The sequence below is a fragment of the Bacillus sp. JJ1773 genome (assembly GCF_036962035.1).
In the GTDB taxonomy this organism is placed as follows: domain Bacteria; phylum Bacillota; class Bacilli; order Bacillales; family Cytobacillaceae; genus Cytobacillus.
Window position 1 is genome coordinate 1 of record NZ_JBALNX010000041.1, and the last position, 13,079, is coordinate 13,079.

Below are 13,079 nucleotides of genomic sequence, written 5' to 3' on the forward strand. Positions count from 1 at the left end.
GTAGTTAAGAAGTGTTTATAACGACCTTCAGGACAGTTTTTCCTAATGGAAGGTAGTTAAGAAGTGTTTATAACGCCCTTCGGAACAGTTTTACTGAGCGAAAGGGTGTCAAGGAGCGTCCCTGACATCATGGGTCTAATCGGAATTAATAAAATGGATCCAAGCTAAATTTTTTTAAAATAAATAATACCATAGGGGGTAATCGAGAGGTGTCTGTAAATATCATGACAGCTAAAGAAGCAGCAAAGAAGGTTGTAAACAAAGAAGAATTATTTATTTTAGATGTTCGCAATGAAGGAGATTTTCAAGACTGGAAAATCGAAGGGGAAAAATTCGAATACTTAAATATCCCATACTTTGATTTACTTGATGGGGTGGAGGGTATCCTTGATAAACTACCTGCTGATAAAGATATTTTAGTAGCGTGTGCAAAAGAAGGCTCATCCATTTTTGTAGCAGAAATGCTTTCAGAAGCCGGCCGGGAAGTTTCATATCTAGAAGGAGGAATGAAGGCATGGAGCGAGCATTTAGAACCCATCAAAATCGGGGATCTAAATGACGGAGGAGAGATTTATCAGTTTGTCCGCATTGGGAAGGGATGCTTATCTTACATGGTTATTTCAAACGGCGAAGCGGTCATCATTGACGCAACTCGGATGACAGATGTGTTTCTCGACTTTGCAAAAAGTAAGAACGTAAATATCACCCATGTTTTCGATACACACTTGCATGCTGACCATATCTCCGGTGGACGTATGATTGCTGAAAAATCAAATGCAACTTACTTGCTGCCGCCAAAGGATGCATCCGAGGTAACTTTTGAATTCAACCCATTAGAAGACGGCAATGTTGTGACAATTGGACATACAGCAATCAATGTTCATGCTCTATATACCCCAGGTCATACAATCGGCTCAACCTCCTTTGTGGTGGATGAAAAGTACTTGCTTTCAGGAGATATTTTATTCATTGATTCGATCGGAAGACCAGATTTGGCTGGACTTGCGGAAGACTGGGTAGGGGATTTACGTGAAAGCTTATACAAACGCTATCGTGAACTATCAGAAGAGCTAATCGTTCTGCCAGCACACTTTATGATTATTGAAGAATTAAATGAAGATGGCAGTGTTGCAGAAAAGCTTGGCACATTATTCGCTAAAAACCATGGACTAAATATTGAAGATGAAAATGAATTTAGAAAGCTTGTCACTGAAAACTTACCGCTGCAACCAAATGCTTATCAGGAAATTCGCAAAACCAATATGGGGAAAATCACCCCTTCCGAAGAAGAACAGCGTGAAATGGAAATTGGTCCAAACCGCTGTGCGGTGAGATAACAAGTGGAAGGCCTTGATGCTGCGGCTAGACAATAAAAATATCAGGAGGAATCACAATATGGAAACAGCAAAATTTTTAGACGCAAAAGGATTAGCATGTCCAATGCCAATTGTTAGAACGAAAAAGACGATGAATGAACTTGAAGCTGGGCAAATACTGGAGGTTCATACAACAGATAAAGGCTCAGTCAATGACATTTCGGCTTGGTCAAAATCAGGTGGGCATGAATTGGTGAAAAATAACGAAGAGAACGGCGTATATAAGTTCTGGATTAAAAAAGGGGAGTAAAAACTAAAGGGAGCCAAAAGGTTCCCTTTTCTTAAGGGGTGTTTAACATGGATTTATCATTTATTATAACCATCTTTCTTATTGGATTTATCGGATCATATATTTCCGGGATGCTTGGAATAGGAGGTTCGATTATTAAGTATCCAATGCTGCTATACATCCCACCTCTATTGGGGCTTGCCGCATTTAGTGCTCACGAAGTTTCGGGGATCAGTGCTGTACAGGTTTTCTTCGCAACAATCGGAGGGGTTTGGGCCTATCGTAAAGGCGGCTACTTAAATAAAACTTTAATTGGTTATATGGGTGTTAGTATATTAATAGGGAGCTTTGTGGGTGGATTCGGTTCGAAGATTTTGTCAGAGAGCGGAATTAATGTGATCTATGGAATATTAGCATTAATTGCAGCTATCATGATGTTTATTCCTAAAAAGGGAATTGATGATATCCCTTTAGATCAAGTTAAATTTAATAAATGGCTAGCAGCTGTACTTGCTTTAGTTATTGGTCTTGGGGCTGGGATTGTTGGTGCTGCTGGTGCATTTTTACTAGTGCCCATTATGCTTGTTGTATTAAAGATTCCAACTAGAATGACCATTGCTTCATCTTTAGCGATTACTTTTATTTCTTCAATCGGAGCAACAGTTGGAAAGATTACAACTGGACAGGTGGATTATGGTCCGGCGTTCATTATGGTAGTTGCAAGTTTAATTGCCTCCCCTTTAGGAGCAATAGCGGGAAAAAAAGTAAATACAAAAATTTTGCAAATAATTTTAGCTTTATTAATCGTTGCAACTGCGTTAAAAATATGGATTGATATATTATAATAATGGGTTCAAAGGGAAGATGATTTAATTGGACAGGAATATGAGAAAACCTCAAAAACTGTCCAGATAACTAGTTTTTATCGGAAATCTGAGAAACTGCCCCAAATCTGTCCAATAATCGGACTCATAATAACTAGGTTCCGTAAAGATTAGCCGTATACAGAATAACTTGCACCAGATACCGGATACAGTTTTCCGGTATTTTTTACATATGATCTTCTTGTTCAAGTCTTATTGACAATGATTATCATTTTCTCTACAATGAAAATAAGTTAATTCACTCTTGGGAGGAACAACATGAGTATGCTGCATGGCTTGAAGGATATTGAAACGGTTATTTCTAATAAGCGTAAAATTGGAGGAGCAGCGGAAGCCGCGATGCTGAAGTTAACTTCAGGCGAAGTCTTCCAACACCCCGTATTTACAAATATCGACAAGTCAAAAGGACAGTATGTTTCCCTTTGCTTTATTGATGAAGAAGGTATGAATGTTTGTATTCATGTCGATCAAATTGCCATAATGAAGGGCTTAGAATATAAATTGATCTGTCAATTAAACAACGAAAAAGTAATGCAGCTCATGCTAACTGATACATTGCAATACTTGCAAAGATTATGCGAAATTAACGATGGCTTTGTAACACCAACATTTAAAAGAGAAGCATTGGTTCTTGTTCGGGATATTAGTGTAAAAGTACTTGAAAAGAAAGAAATCACCTTGCCTTTTTCAGTAGATGATAATTTAATACAATTCAATAGAAAATTTGCCTAAATTCGAAAAAAACGAGGTCGCCGCCTCGTTTTTTTCTATACCCTGAATTCTGACTGGCATGCAAGACGAAATCCCTCACTCAATGAATTCTTTAATTTCTTACGCTCCAGTTCATTTGGCGACTGCAAAAGAAAAGAGCCAGCATCAATTTTCACTATACATTGGCCACAGGTTCCTTTGCGGCATTTATATTGCAATGCTTCTCCTTGCTCAAGGGCAGTATCTAAGAGAACTCTTCCTTTAACTAAATGAATGGCAAAACTTTTCCCATTTTGTGAGACGATTATTTTTGGTGTTATTTTCGCAACGGGTAATTTTTTTTCATCATTGTTACCTAAGCTTTTCGTATGAACGACAAAGTCCGCTGCCACTTCTTTCGGAATAAGCGAGCCAACCGTCAGCATCCTTCTATTCAAGAAACTTACTCCTTATTTCTCAGGATTATCCAGTGTACAAATTGCGGAAGGCTGTTTAATTCTAAGAACGACTGTTTCATAAACGCGGAATGGATGATTCATGCCTTCATCCCCAAGATAGGCAATATCAAAATCCTCAGAGATGGCTAAATCTAAATTATTCCTGCCAGTGTTAACAAGTACGCCTGTTTTTCCTTTTAAAACAGGTGATTGAAAAACACCGTCTGTGACAAGCTCGCGAACATGCTCAATTTCCAGTACATTCGTATCCTTATGTACACGATGCAAAAGGGAGTAAAGCTCTGGGGACAAGACAAGTGCATAAGGTCCATTATGGTTCATATCAAGCAATTTATTTCTGGCATCCACGACATCCTGAAAGGCGCTTCCTGACTCATACCAATTTCTGATTAAGTGGGTGAGCCGTCCTCTTACATTCATTAATCCTGGAATATCAAATTCCTTTGATCCGTGAAAAATCATCTGATCCTCTAAAATAGCGACATCACGTGAGGCATTGGCCGCACTGGAAAAATCGATGGGAATGTCCAGTACCTTTGCCTGCTCAATATCGCGCCAATAAAGAACAAAATCCTTATAGAGCATGGGGATCGTATAATTAACGCGTTTGCTTGATTCGATAATTGTGTCAAAGGACCCTTGGAAATCAATTTTAGCTTCATGGCTTTCAGTGTAAATATCGTTAAAAATGCTTTGCACGCCTCTGCCAAGCGGCCCATATAATTCGATAAATCGGCGCCCAATTAACTGTCTCCGGGCAGCATCTATGACAATCTGCTGAAGATGATTGTACTCTGAACTAGAAAATGGCAAATCTGGTGAATAACTCATTACTTCTCCTCACTTTAAAATTATCTTAAACTACCTACCGTAAATCCTTTTTTTCCTGAGCTCATTTTCTTCTCCTGTACCGTGACAGGAGGGGCTAAATGGTCATGGTGTTCATCATGATGGGCATGTGGATCCATATAATCATGGTCAAATCGCTTATTTATTCCCATCAGCATTTCTTTTACTTGCTGATAATCAGCATAGGCATCCGTTCTTAATTTTTTTAGTAACGTGCTCCGTTCTTCATCCGTAAATTGAAAGAGTGCTAAATCCAGATGTTCAACAAAATTATGTAAGCCGAACTTTTCAAGGTTTAATTCCTGCAGAAGTCGATTAAATTCATTGTTTGTTGGGGTAAATGCATGATCGTCTTTTATGCCTTCGAACTTAGCAATAAGGGGAATTAATATTTCCAGTCGAGAAAGTCTTTGTTCCTCTTCCTCGTAAATATGGTGGTAATAAAGCCGCTCATGGTCATCTTTAGCAAACTCTATGACAGGATCGAGCATACTCATAAATTTTTCAATCGCTTCCTTCGTTGTTGAAAAAATCCGATAGAATATCGTTAACTCATCTCTCAAAACCATTACACCTCCCGCGCTTTTCACTGTTACTCATTATGGTCCATGACGGCAGGAATTCATACATACAAAGAAAAGATTAAAATAAATATTTCAGGGAATTTCCTTATAGGCATTTTTTTCTGTCCGTGCTATTATTTTAATATTCAAATTTATTTCCCTCCTACCTTTTTTCTATGTTAGATTGGGTCTGTTATTACCACTAATAATTGGAAAAAGGTAAGTCGCAGCAGGAAAGTGAGTTGGAATATAAATCTTATTGCGGGAGGAATTAGCGTGATGATTGATGGAAGCAGCAATTTACTCTTAAACTTATTAGTTATTCTAATTACAATGACTGTTCATCAATTTTGGGTAGAAAGTAAACCAAACTGTTCTTTTGTCCAAAAATATGCCATCTTATTTACATCCGCTGCAGCCATTCTTCTATGTATGGTCTTTTCCTTTTATATGGAAGGGGGCATCCAATTTGATCTGAGAAGAGTACCCCTTTGGTTCGGAACTATTTATGGCGGTCCTATGGTAGGGGTTATACTTACAGTTGAAACGATTCTCGTACGCCTTTTTACCGGAGGAACTATTGGAGCTACTGGTGTGATTATTACTTTAATCACTTCTATTCTTTTTACCGCGATAACGATCTTGATTCGGCCCTTTTATTTTCGTTTGAGAACTTTTAATAAAATACTGATTGCATCAACGGTTATTACAATGTTTTCCATTTTCATTTTAGTAACTGTTTCATTTTATAATAATGAATTGTTTTCATTTAAACTTTGGTCGGGCTTCTTGCTTACCAATCTGATAGGAATTATTTTTGTCCATCTATCATTGGAAGCAATTAGGAGGAACTATCTACTTCGGATGAAGCTTCTACATTCAGCTAAGATAGATGTTGTCGGACATTTAGCTGCTGCTGTTAATCATGAAGTGAAGAATCCCCTCACTACAGTTCGCGGAATGATGCATTTACTGAAAGAAGATCAGTCTCTTCCGACTGAAAAAAGGGAAGCTTTTTTTGAAATTGCATCGCAGGAGATAGATAGAATTGATAAAGTTGTATCTGACTATTTAACGTTTGCAAGGCCATATCCTGAAAAAATTGAACAGATATCAGTACAAAAGGTTTTATCTGAGTCTGCTGATATTGTAAAACCTTTGGCAGAACAGGCAAAAATTCAGCTTGATATATCCAGCTGTTGCCTTTGTCACGTTTCTGGAGATCACTCTAAATTTGTACAAGCCTTAGTAAATATTTTAAAAAACAGCATAGATGCCTCGACTATTGGAGGACAAATAAAGGTAAGAACTGAAATAAAAGAAGATTTATGCATAATTTCAATAAAAGATAATGGTGCTGGAATGAGTGAAACCATCCTTGGCAAATTAGGAGAACCTTATTTTACGATGACAGGCAATGGTACTGGTCTCGGCATGATGGTTGTTTTTCGAATCATTGAAAGCATGAACGGAAAAATAAATATAAAAAGTAAACTAGGTGTTGGAACGGAGGTCATCCTTGAAATCCCTACATCCACTTGTGAAAAAATGAAGATAATGATCCCAAAGGTTGTTTAATACCTTTAGGTGAAAGTGAGAACGCTAATAATTTTGCAATAGCGAACTCACTTTTTTTGTATTCCGTCATATATTTATAGATGTTAGGGAAAATGTTGACTCATCAGTCAATTGACATTAAGATTAAATTGACTATTCAGTCAATATCTGTTTGCACTCAAAAGGAGGGTTTAGATGTGGGTATTGTAGAGCTTAAGAATTTATCGAAATCCTATAAAAAGAATCGAGGGATTATGGATGTTTCTTTTTCCATTGAAGAAGCTGAGATTTTTGGGTTTATCGGTCCAAATGGTGCAGGGAAAAGTACAACAATTAGAACCCTGTTGAATTTCATCTATCCGACGAGCGGCAATGCAACAATTTTTGGAAAGGATATCATTAAACATTCAAAGGAAATTAGGCAAAACGTTGGTTATTTGCCATCTGAGGTTCATTATTATGATGATATGAAGGTTGTTGATTTATTAAAATACTCGGCACGTTTTCATGGAAATTTTAACAGCACCAGAATGAAGGATTTGGCTGCTAGACTTGATCTTGATATCAATCGGAAAATTGAAGACCTCTCTTTTGGAAATCGCAAAAAAGTAGGTATAGTGCAAGCCTTGCTTCATGAACCAAAGCTGATCATTTTAGATGAACCAACGAGCGGGCTTGATCCTTTAATTCAGAATCACTTTTTCGAACTCCTTGCTGAAGAGAGGGATAAGGGGGCGACCATCTTTTTCTCCTCCCATATTTTAAGTGAAGTTCAGAAAATGTGTGATCGAGTGGCGATTATTAAAGAAGGTAAGCTCGTGGCAGTTGAAACGATTGAACATCTGACGAAAAATAAAGTGAAAAATATTACGATTACATTTGAACAGCCTGAACAGTTTTCTTTTACAGTGGATGGGATATTAAAACGAGAAATAAATGGAAAAGAAGTAACTCTGCTTTATAGCGGGGAGATTAAAGTACTTCTTCAGCATCTTATTGATTTACCTGTTCAAGATGTGCTTATAGAAGAGCCGACTCTTGAAGAAGTATTCATGCACTATTATGAATAGAGGGAGGGAGATCAATGATTTTTAAAAGGGAGTTTAGACGCGGGCAAAAGTCACTCATCATTTGGAGCTTGGTGCTTGCGGGATTAATTATCTGGCTATTGAGCATTTTTCCTCAGTTTGCCGAGGGGCAGAAGTCAATTCAGGCTTTGTTTGATGCCTATCCAGAATCCATGAAGCAAATGTTTGGGATGGACCGGCTTAATCTGGGAACATTAATTGGTTTTTACGGCATTGAGGTCTACATAATGACGACTCTTTTAGGAAGTATTTATGCAGCAATGCTCGCCTCAAACATTCTTGCCAAAGAAGAAAATGAAAAAACGATTGAATTTTTACTATCTAAGCCTGTGTCAAGAAGACAAATTGTAGCGGAGAAGCTTATGGTTGTGATTGTTAATATAGTAATCTTAAACATCGTATCCACGCTATCGAGTATCATTGGCTTTCAGTTTGCTAAAGAAGAAGCGATCCCGTGGAGCACTTTTGCGCTACTGGCCATAGCGACGCTGTTATTGCATGTAACTTTTGCTGCGCTAGCCTTTATGTTCTCTTCGATTTTGAGAAAAACAAGGAACGTTCTATCGATATCACTAGCGGTTGTGATTGTTTCTTACTTTATCAATATCATGTCTGGATTATCCAAGGAATTGGATATCCTTAAATATTTCAGCCCGTTTAAATATGTTGACGCAGCCAATATAATTAATGAACATATAATTGAATCAATTTACTTGCTACTAATGGGAGCAATTATCCTTATTACTATCATCGTCTCATTTATTATATATAAAAAGAAGGACATTTCAGTCTAAAAAAGAAGGTGCTCATTCTTGTATTCAGTTTTTGAAAAGCAGCCACAGGAGAAAAAGGATCTAATATTAAAAGTGGCGATTGAGGAATTTGTAAAAAATGGCTTTGAAAAAGCGTCTACCGATACGATTACGAGCAGAGCAGGCATTTCAAAGGGGATTCTTTTTCATTATTTTAAAAGCAAGAAAAATTTATATATTTATCTAGTAGGTTATTGTGTTGATCTCCTCACCGAAATTACAATGGAAGCACTAAAAAAGGTGAGATCAGATGACTTTTTTGAAAGGGTAAAAGAAATTTTTCTATTGAAGCATGAAATCATTGCGCCCTTTATGCAGGAAACGCTGCTTATCACTGATGCCTTATTTAATCCCCCTGTTGCAGTGAGTAAGGAAATGCAGGACATTCTTAATAAACATTTTGAAACTTATCAAAAGGAATTCATGCTGGAGCATATTTATCTTAAAGAGCTTATTCATATAGATAAGCTAAGAGAAGGAATTTCTGTTGATACAGTTATTAATATGACGATGTTTATTGGTGATCAATTAGGAAATAAATATCAAGCACTCTATAAAAATAAGCTTTATGACTTTTTCACAGAGCCAGATCCCCTTGCTCAGGAGTTAAATGATTACCTAGAAATTGTGAAAAATGGGGTATATAAATAATGTTGCAATTGGCCCAGCAGTTCTGTATAAATAGACTATTTATCGCAGATTAACGGGCTGTAAGACCCCCACTTCAAGAAGTTGAGTAAAACAAAAAATTACTCAGTGGGGGATCAACAGCCCGTAAAGGCCCGATTGGTTCAACTAACAATAAGTGGGGGATGAAGGTAAACCCCCACTGATTGAAGTTTCACTTTATAAGGCATTAATAGATCCAGGGGGTATGTTCTATGACGATGCAGAATATCATAAAGCTCACAGTATATTTATTTTTGCTCTTTGTCATATCCGCTTGTAATTTTGTAAAGAACCCCCCACCCGAAAATATCCATCAAAAAGAGAATGCCTTACAACCAAAAGAGGTAAAGCCTTCCACAATAAATTTGGATGAAGTGCTGGAAAAGGCTCAAACTGGGATGATCATTGATAGTCCATTTAATGTATTGAATAGCAATATAGAGCAGGTTAAAGCCCAATGGGGAGAACCCGACAAATTAGACAAAGCAGGCTACGGTTCCTATGCTACCTATCATAATAAAAATGTCGTACTAGGGTTTAATATGCAGGATGAAATCTTTGATGTCCGTTCCTATAGGAAGAATTTAAATGAAGTTACACTTGAACATTTGGAAGAAGCATTTGGCGAGCCATCGGATATAAGAGAGCTTAGTAATGAGAAAATTTATGTTTACAATTTAAAAGAAAACATTGAATTAAAATTTGTGATTCCGAAAAATAAAACTGGAGTCAATCACATATCTGTTTTTAATCCGCAAAGAGCTATGGCAAAAAGTCAAGCAGATAATGAGTATTCTCTCGATATTAAAGGGGCATCGAATCAATTGACGGCTGCAGCTTGGAGAAAAATGAAAAATTGGCGAGAGCAAATCGTCCTTTTTTCGCACGAGCAGAAAAATGTCTATATAAATGGTCCCAATAGAAAAATGGTTGCGTTAACCTTCGATGATGGGCCTGATGAAACTGTCACTCCAGCCATTATTGATATATTAGATGAATATCAGGTACCAGGCAGCTTCTTCTTTTTAGGGAAAGAAGTTGTGAAGCACCCGGATGTGGTAAAGGATGCTTTTGAGAAAGGAAACTTGATCTTAAGCCATAGCTATAATCATTTAGACTTAACTCGGCTGAATATTGAAGAGATTCGAATGGAAATGGATAAAGCAGGAGAAGCGATAAAGTCGGTAATAGGCAAAGAGCCGGCAATTCTCCGGTCACCATATGGGGAAACGAATGACCAAGTTGCTGCTGTTGCGCAAGAAAAAGGCTATTCGATTATACTTTGGTCCATTGATACGCTGGATTGGTCACAAATGGAAGCCGAAAACATTACAAACAATGTGGTGGAAAATGTGAGAAACGGCGATATTATTCTCATGCACTCTGATTCTGATAAGACGGAGACTCAAAGAGCTCTTCCTCATATAATTGAAGCATTGCTGGAACAGGGATTTGAAATTGTTGACTTGGAAACATTATTACATGTAAAAGCTTATAAATAGGTGTTTGAATGGGCCCATTACCTCGATATTCGGTAAGGGTTTTTCTTTTTGAAAAAAGCTATTGACCTTAACGTTGCGTCAAGGTGTAAATTTAATTTAAGAGGAGGTTTTGCGAATGGAATATACGGTGCAGGGATTGGCAAAATTAGCTGGGGTCAGTACCCGGACATTACGATATTATGATGAAATTGGCATTCTAAAGCCGGCAAGAATGAATTCATCAGGATATCGGATTTACGGGAAGTCAGAGGTTGATAGATTGCAGCAGATACTTTTTTACAGGGAATTAGATGTGAGTTTGGACGATATAAAAAACATCATAACATCACCGGCCTTTGATGGGGCCCATGCACTAAGAGAGCATCGCGAAAAACTCCTGGAAAAAAGAAAACAGCTAGATGCCTTAATTACTAATGTGGAGAAAACCATTGAACAAACAGAAGGGAGAATTCAAATGACGGATAAAGAAAAATTTAGTGGATTTAAGAAGAAAATGATTGAGGATAACGAGAAGAAATATGGTAAGGAAATGCGAGAAAAGTATGGCAATGATACAATCGATCAATCTAATGCAAAGCTCATGAATATGACAGAAGAGGACTATGAAAAGGTCACAAATCTGGCAAATGAGGTTACCGCTACTTTAGCAGCAGCGTTCGCAATAGGAGATCCAGCAGGTGACCTAGCCCAAAAAGCAGCAGATTTGCATAAACAATGGCTATGCTATTATTGGAAAGAATACAGTAAGGAAGCGCATGCGGGTCTTGCCCAAATGTATGTGGATGATGAGAGATTTACGGCATATTACGATAAGGAGCAGCCAGGCACAGCTGAGTTTTTAAGGGATGCTAACTACATTTATACGGGGATAAAGTAAAGAGAATGGATTTATTGTCAGACTCTTTTGTTAATTATTTAAAAATAACTTTTTAGAAAAATAACAAAACTTTATTGCGTCAATGTGATAAAAGTGATATCTTTATATTCAAATAATAATAAAAAAGTAATTAATGGTCATTTTTCTAAAGAATGCTTGCTAATTAAGGAGCATTTTTTATTTTTACTTTCTGAATGTGAAAAGTTTATCAATGTTTTAAGGAGGTTTTTATGAAAAACGAAATATTCCGTATTCTTGAAAGTGACTATCCTTTAATGGTACAAATTCGCCGAGATTTTCATATGCATCCTGAACTTTCATTTAAAGAGGTAAGAACCCCTAATAAGATTGCCGAGTTTCATAAAGAACTAGGATTAGAAGTTAAGACAGGGGTTGGAGGGAGAGGTGTAGTTTCAACATTAAGAGGCGGAAAGCCGGGAAAAACAGTTGCTTTAAGAGCAGACTTTGATGCCCTGCCCATACAAGATGAGAAACAAGTTGAATATAAATCAAAAGTTGAAGGAGTCATGCATGCGTGTGGACATGATGCGCATACTGCGAGCCTGCTTGTCTTGGCAAAAGCATTAACTAGTGTGAAAGAAGAAATTGCAGGAAATATTGTATTTATTCATCAGCATGCAGAAGAGGTACTTCCAGGAGGGGCAATTGCCATGATTGAAGACGGCTGCCTTGAAAACGTTGATGCGATTTTTGGTACGCATGTTAGGTCAACGATTCCGTATGGAAAAATTGGCTATCGATCTGGATATATGATGGCAGCTCCTGATAAATTCAGCATTAACGTGATCGGAAAAGGCGGGCATGGTGCATATCCGCACGAAACGGTAGATGCAATAGTACTAGGTAGCCAGATTGTTGCTAATCTACAAAATATTGTAAGCCGCAAGTTGAATCCACTAGACACTGCAGTTGTAACGGTAGGGTCATTTCATGCGGGAAATGCCTTTAATGTCATTTCAGATAGGGCAGTTATCGAGGGAACCGTTAGAACTTTTGATGAAACAGTACGAACTAAAATTGAAGAAGAGATTGGAAATATTGCTAAAGGGATTTGTATGTCGGCAGGTGGATCGTGTGAATATACATATACTTGTGGCTACCCATCACTATGGAATCATCCGAATGAAACAAATCTTGTTGTAGAAGCAGCAAATAAAGTGATTGCGCCTGAAAATGTGTTTGAGATTACACCAATCATGGGTGGAGAGGACTTTTCTTACTACTTAAAACATGTGCCTGGTTCATTTTTCTATACATGTGCAGGTAAGGCGGATATTAGTGCTAACTATCCGCATCACCATCCTAAATTTGATATTGATGAAAGAGCTATGCTTGTTGCTGCGAAGACATTAGCAATGGTCTCATTAGACTATCTTAATAAGTCGGAATAATTATATTAAAAAAATTGTTTGACTATTAACGCATTAACGTATTATAGTAATACTATTAAAAAGACAGACAATTTTAATAAAGAGAAAAAATT

14 protein-coding genes are annotated in these 13,079 nt (G+C 37.3%); 11 read left to right on the forward strand and 3 right to left on the reverse strand.

Annotated elements, in window-relative coordinates:
• The first annotated feature begins 224 nt into the window (after positions 1–224).
• From V7127_RS10950 to V7127_RS10965, 4 genes are all read left to right on the forward strand, one after another.
• Complete coding sequence (locus V7127_RS10950; RefSeq protein WP_335486028.1) at positions 225–1,337, forward strand: MBL fold metallo-hydrolase; 1,113 nt, start codon at positions 225–227, stop codon at positions 1,335–1,337.
• Between the two features lie 58 nt (positions 1,338–1,395).
• Positions 1,396–1,626, forward strand: a complete 231-nt coding sequence (locus tag V7127_RS10955) for a sulfurtransferase TusA family protein (RefSeq protein WP_335485868.1) — start codon at positions 1,396–1,398, stop codon at positions 1,624–1,626.
• 47 nt (positions 1,627–1,673) lie between these two features.
• Entirely contained in the window at positions 1,674–2,450 is a 777-nt protein-coding gene (locus V7127_RS10960) for a sulfite exporter TauE/SafE family protein (protein WP_335485871.1), read from the forward strand.
• 297 nt (positions 2,451–2,747) lie between these two features.
• Entirely contained in the window at positions 2,748–3,221 is a 474-nt protein-coding gene (locus V7127_RS10965; protein WP_335485874.1) for a hypothetical protein, read from the forward strand.
• 35 nt (positions 3,222–3,256) lie between these two features.
• Here V7127_RS10965 and V7127_RS10970 read toward each other — a convergent pair whose 3' ends face one another.
• From V7127_RS10970 to V7127_RS10980, 3 genes are read right to left on the reverse strand one after another with little or no spacing between them, the layout of a single operon-like run.
• A complete protein-coding gene (locus V7127_RS10970) occupies positions 3,257–3,637 on the reverse strand; it encodes a 2Fe-2S iron-sulfur cluster-binding protein (RefSeq protein WP_335485877.1) in 381 nt (126 codons plus the stop codon).
• 12 nt (positions 3,638–3,649) lie between these two features.
• The gene (locus V7127_RS10975) at positions 3,650–4,489 is read right to left on the reverse strand and encodes a family 1 encapsulin nanocompartment shell protein (RefSeq protein ID WP_335485880.1); all 840 of its coding nucleotides are present in this window, start codon (positions 4,487–4,489) and stop codon (positions 3,650–3,652) included.
• Positions 4,490–4,509: 20 nt separating this feature from the next.
• On the reverse strand, positions 4,510–5,076 hold the full coding sequence (locus V7127_RS10980) for an IMEF encapsulin system ferritin-like cargo protein (RefSeq protein WP_335485883.1): 567 nt from the start codon (positions 5,074–5,076) through the stop codon (positions 4,510–4,512).
• A 273-nt stretch (positions 5,077–5,349) separates the two neighbouring features.
• On the opposite strand from V7127_RS10980, the gene V7127_RS10985 reads away from it, so the two are divergent.
• The 7 genes from V7127_RS10985 (at position 5,350) to V7127_RS11015 (ending at position 12,987) form a co-directional block, all read left to right on the forward strand.
• Positions 5,350–6,648, forward strand: a complete 1,299-nt coding sequence (locus V7127_RS10985; RefSeq protein WP_335486031.1) for a HAMP domain-containing sensor histidine kinase — start codon at positions 5,350–5,352, stop codon at positions 6,646–6,648.
• 176 nt (positions 6,649–6,824) lie between these two features.
• Complete coding sequence (locus tag V7127_RS10990) at positions 6,825–7,697, forward strand: ABC transporter ATP-binding protein (protein WP_335485886.1); 873 nt, start codon at positions 6,825–6,827, stop codon at positions 7,695–7,697.
• A gap of 14 nt (positions 7,698–7,711) precedes the next feature.
• Positions 7,712–8,509 (forward strand): ABC transporter permease subunit, encoded by a 798-nt coding sequence (locus tag V7127_RS10995; RefSeq protein ID WP_335485889.1) that lies wholly within the window; start codon positions 7,712–7,714, stop codon positions 8,507–8,509.
• Between the two features lie 18 nt (positions 8,510–8,527).
• A complete protein-coding gene (locus V7127_RS11000) occupies positions 8,528–9,178 on the forward strand; it encodes a TetR/AcrR family transcriptional regulator (RefSeq protein ID WP_335485892.1) in 651 nt (216 codons plus the stop codon).
• A 230-nt stretch (positions 9,179–9,408) separates the two neighbouring features.
• Positions 9,409–10,698: a polysaccharide deacetylase family protein gene (locus V7127_RS11005; RefSeq protein ID WP_335485895.1), complete on the forward strand. Its 1,290-nt coding sequence runs from the start codon at positions 9,409–9,411 to the stop codon at positions 10,696–10,698.
• A 115-nt stretch (positions 10,699–10,813) separates the two neighbouring features.
• On the forward strand, positions 10,814–11,575 hold the full coding sequence (locus tag V7127_RS11010) for a MerR family transcriptional regulator (protein WP_335485898.1): 762 nt from the start codon (positions 10,814–10,816) through the stop codon (positions 11,573–11,575).
• A gap of 230 nt (positions 11,576–11,805) precedes the next feature.
• Positions 11,806–12,987, forward strand: a complete 1,182-nt coding sequence (locus V7127_RS11015) for a M20 family metallopeptidase (RefSeq protein WP_335485901.1) — start codon at positions 11,806–11,808, stop codon at positions 12,985–12,987.
• Positions 12,988–13,079 lie beyond the last annotated feature (92 nt).

Excerpts from the sequence above, each read along its gene's own strand:
- V7127_RS10955 (WP_335485868.1), top strand. The coding sequence starts at position 1,396 with ATGGAAACAGCAAAATTTTTAGACGCAAAAGGATTAGCATGTCCAATG.
- V7127_RS10980 (WP_335485883.1), bottom strand. The coding sequence starts at position 5,076 with ATGGTTTTGAGAGATGAGTTAACGATATTCTATCGGATTTTTTCAACA.
- V7127_RS10985 (WP_335486031.1), top strand. The coding sequence starts at position 5,350 with ATGATTGATGGAAGCAGCAATTTACTCTTAAACTTATTAGTTATTCTA.
- V7127_RS10965 (WP_335485874.1), top strand. The coding sequence starts at position 2,748 with ATGAGTATGCTGCATGGCTTGAAGGATATTGAAACGGTTATTTCTAAT.
- V7127_RS11005 (WP_335485895.1), top strand. The coding sequence starts at position 9,409 with ATGACGATGCAGAATATCATAAAGCTCACAGTATATTTATTTTTGCTC.
- V7127_RS10950 (WP_335486028.1), top strand. The coding sequence starts at position 225 with ATGACAGCTAAAGAAGCAGCAAAGAAGGTTGTAAACAAAGAAGAATTA.
- V7127_RS10960 (WP_335485871.1), top strand. The coding sequence starts at position 1,674 with ATGGATTTATCATTTATTATAACCATCTTTCTTATTGGATTTATCGGA.
- V7127_RS10995 (WP_335485889.1), top strand. The coding sequence starts at position 7,712 with ATGATTTTTAAAAGGGAGTTTAGACGCGGGCAAAAGTCACTCATCATT.
- V7127_RS11010 (WP_335485898.1), top strand. The coding sequence starts at position 10,814 with ATGGAATATACGGTGCAGGGATTGGCAAAATTAGCTGGGGTCAGTACC.
- V7127_RS11015 (WP_335485901.1), top strand. The coding sequence starts at position 11,806 with ATGAAAAACGAAATATTCCGTATTCTTGAAAGTGACTATCCTTTAATG.
- V7127_RS10975 (WP_335485880.1), bottom strand. The coding sequence starts at position 4,489 with ATGAGTTATTCACCAGATTTGCCATTTTCTAGTTCAGAGTACAATCAT.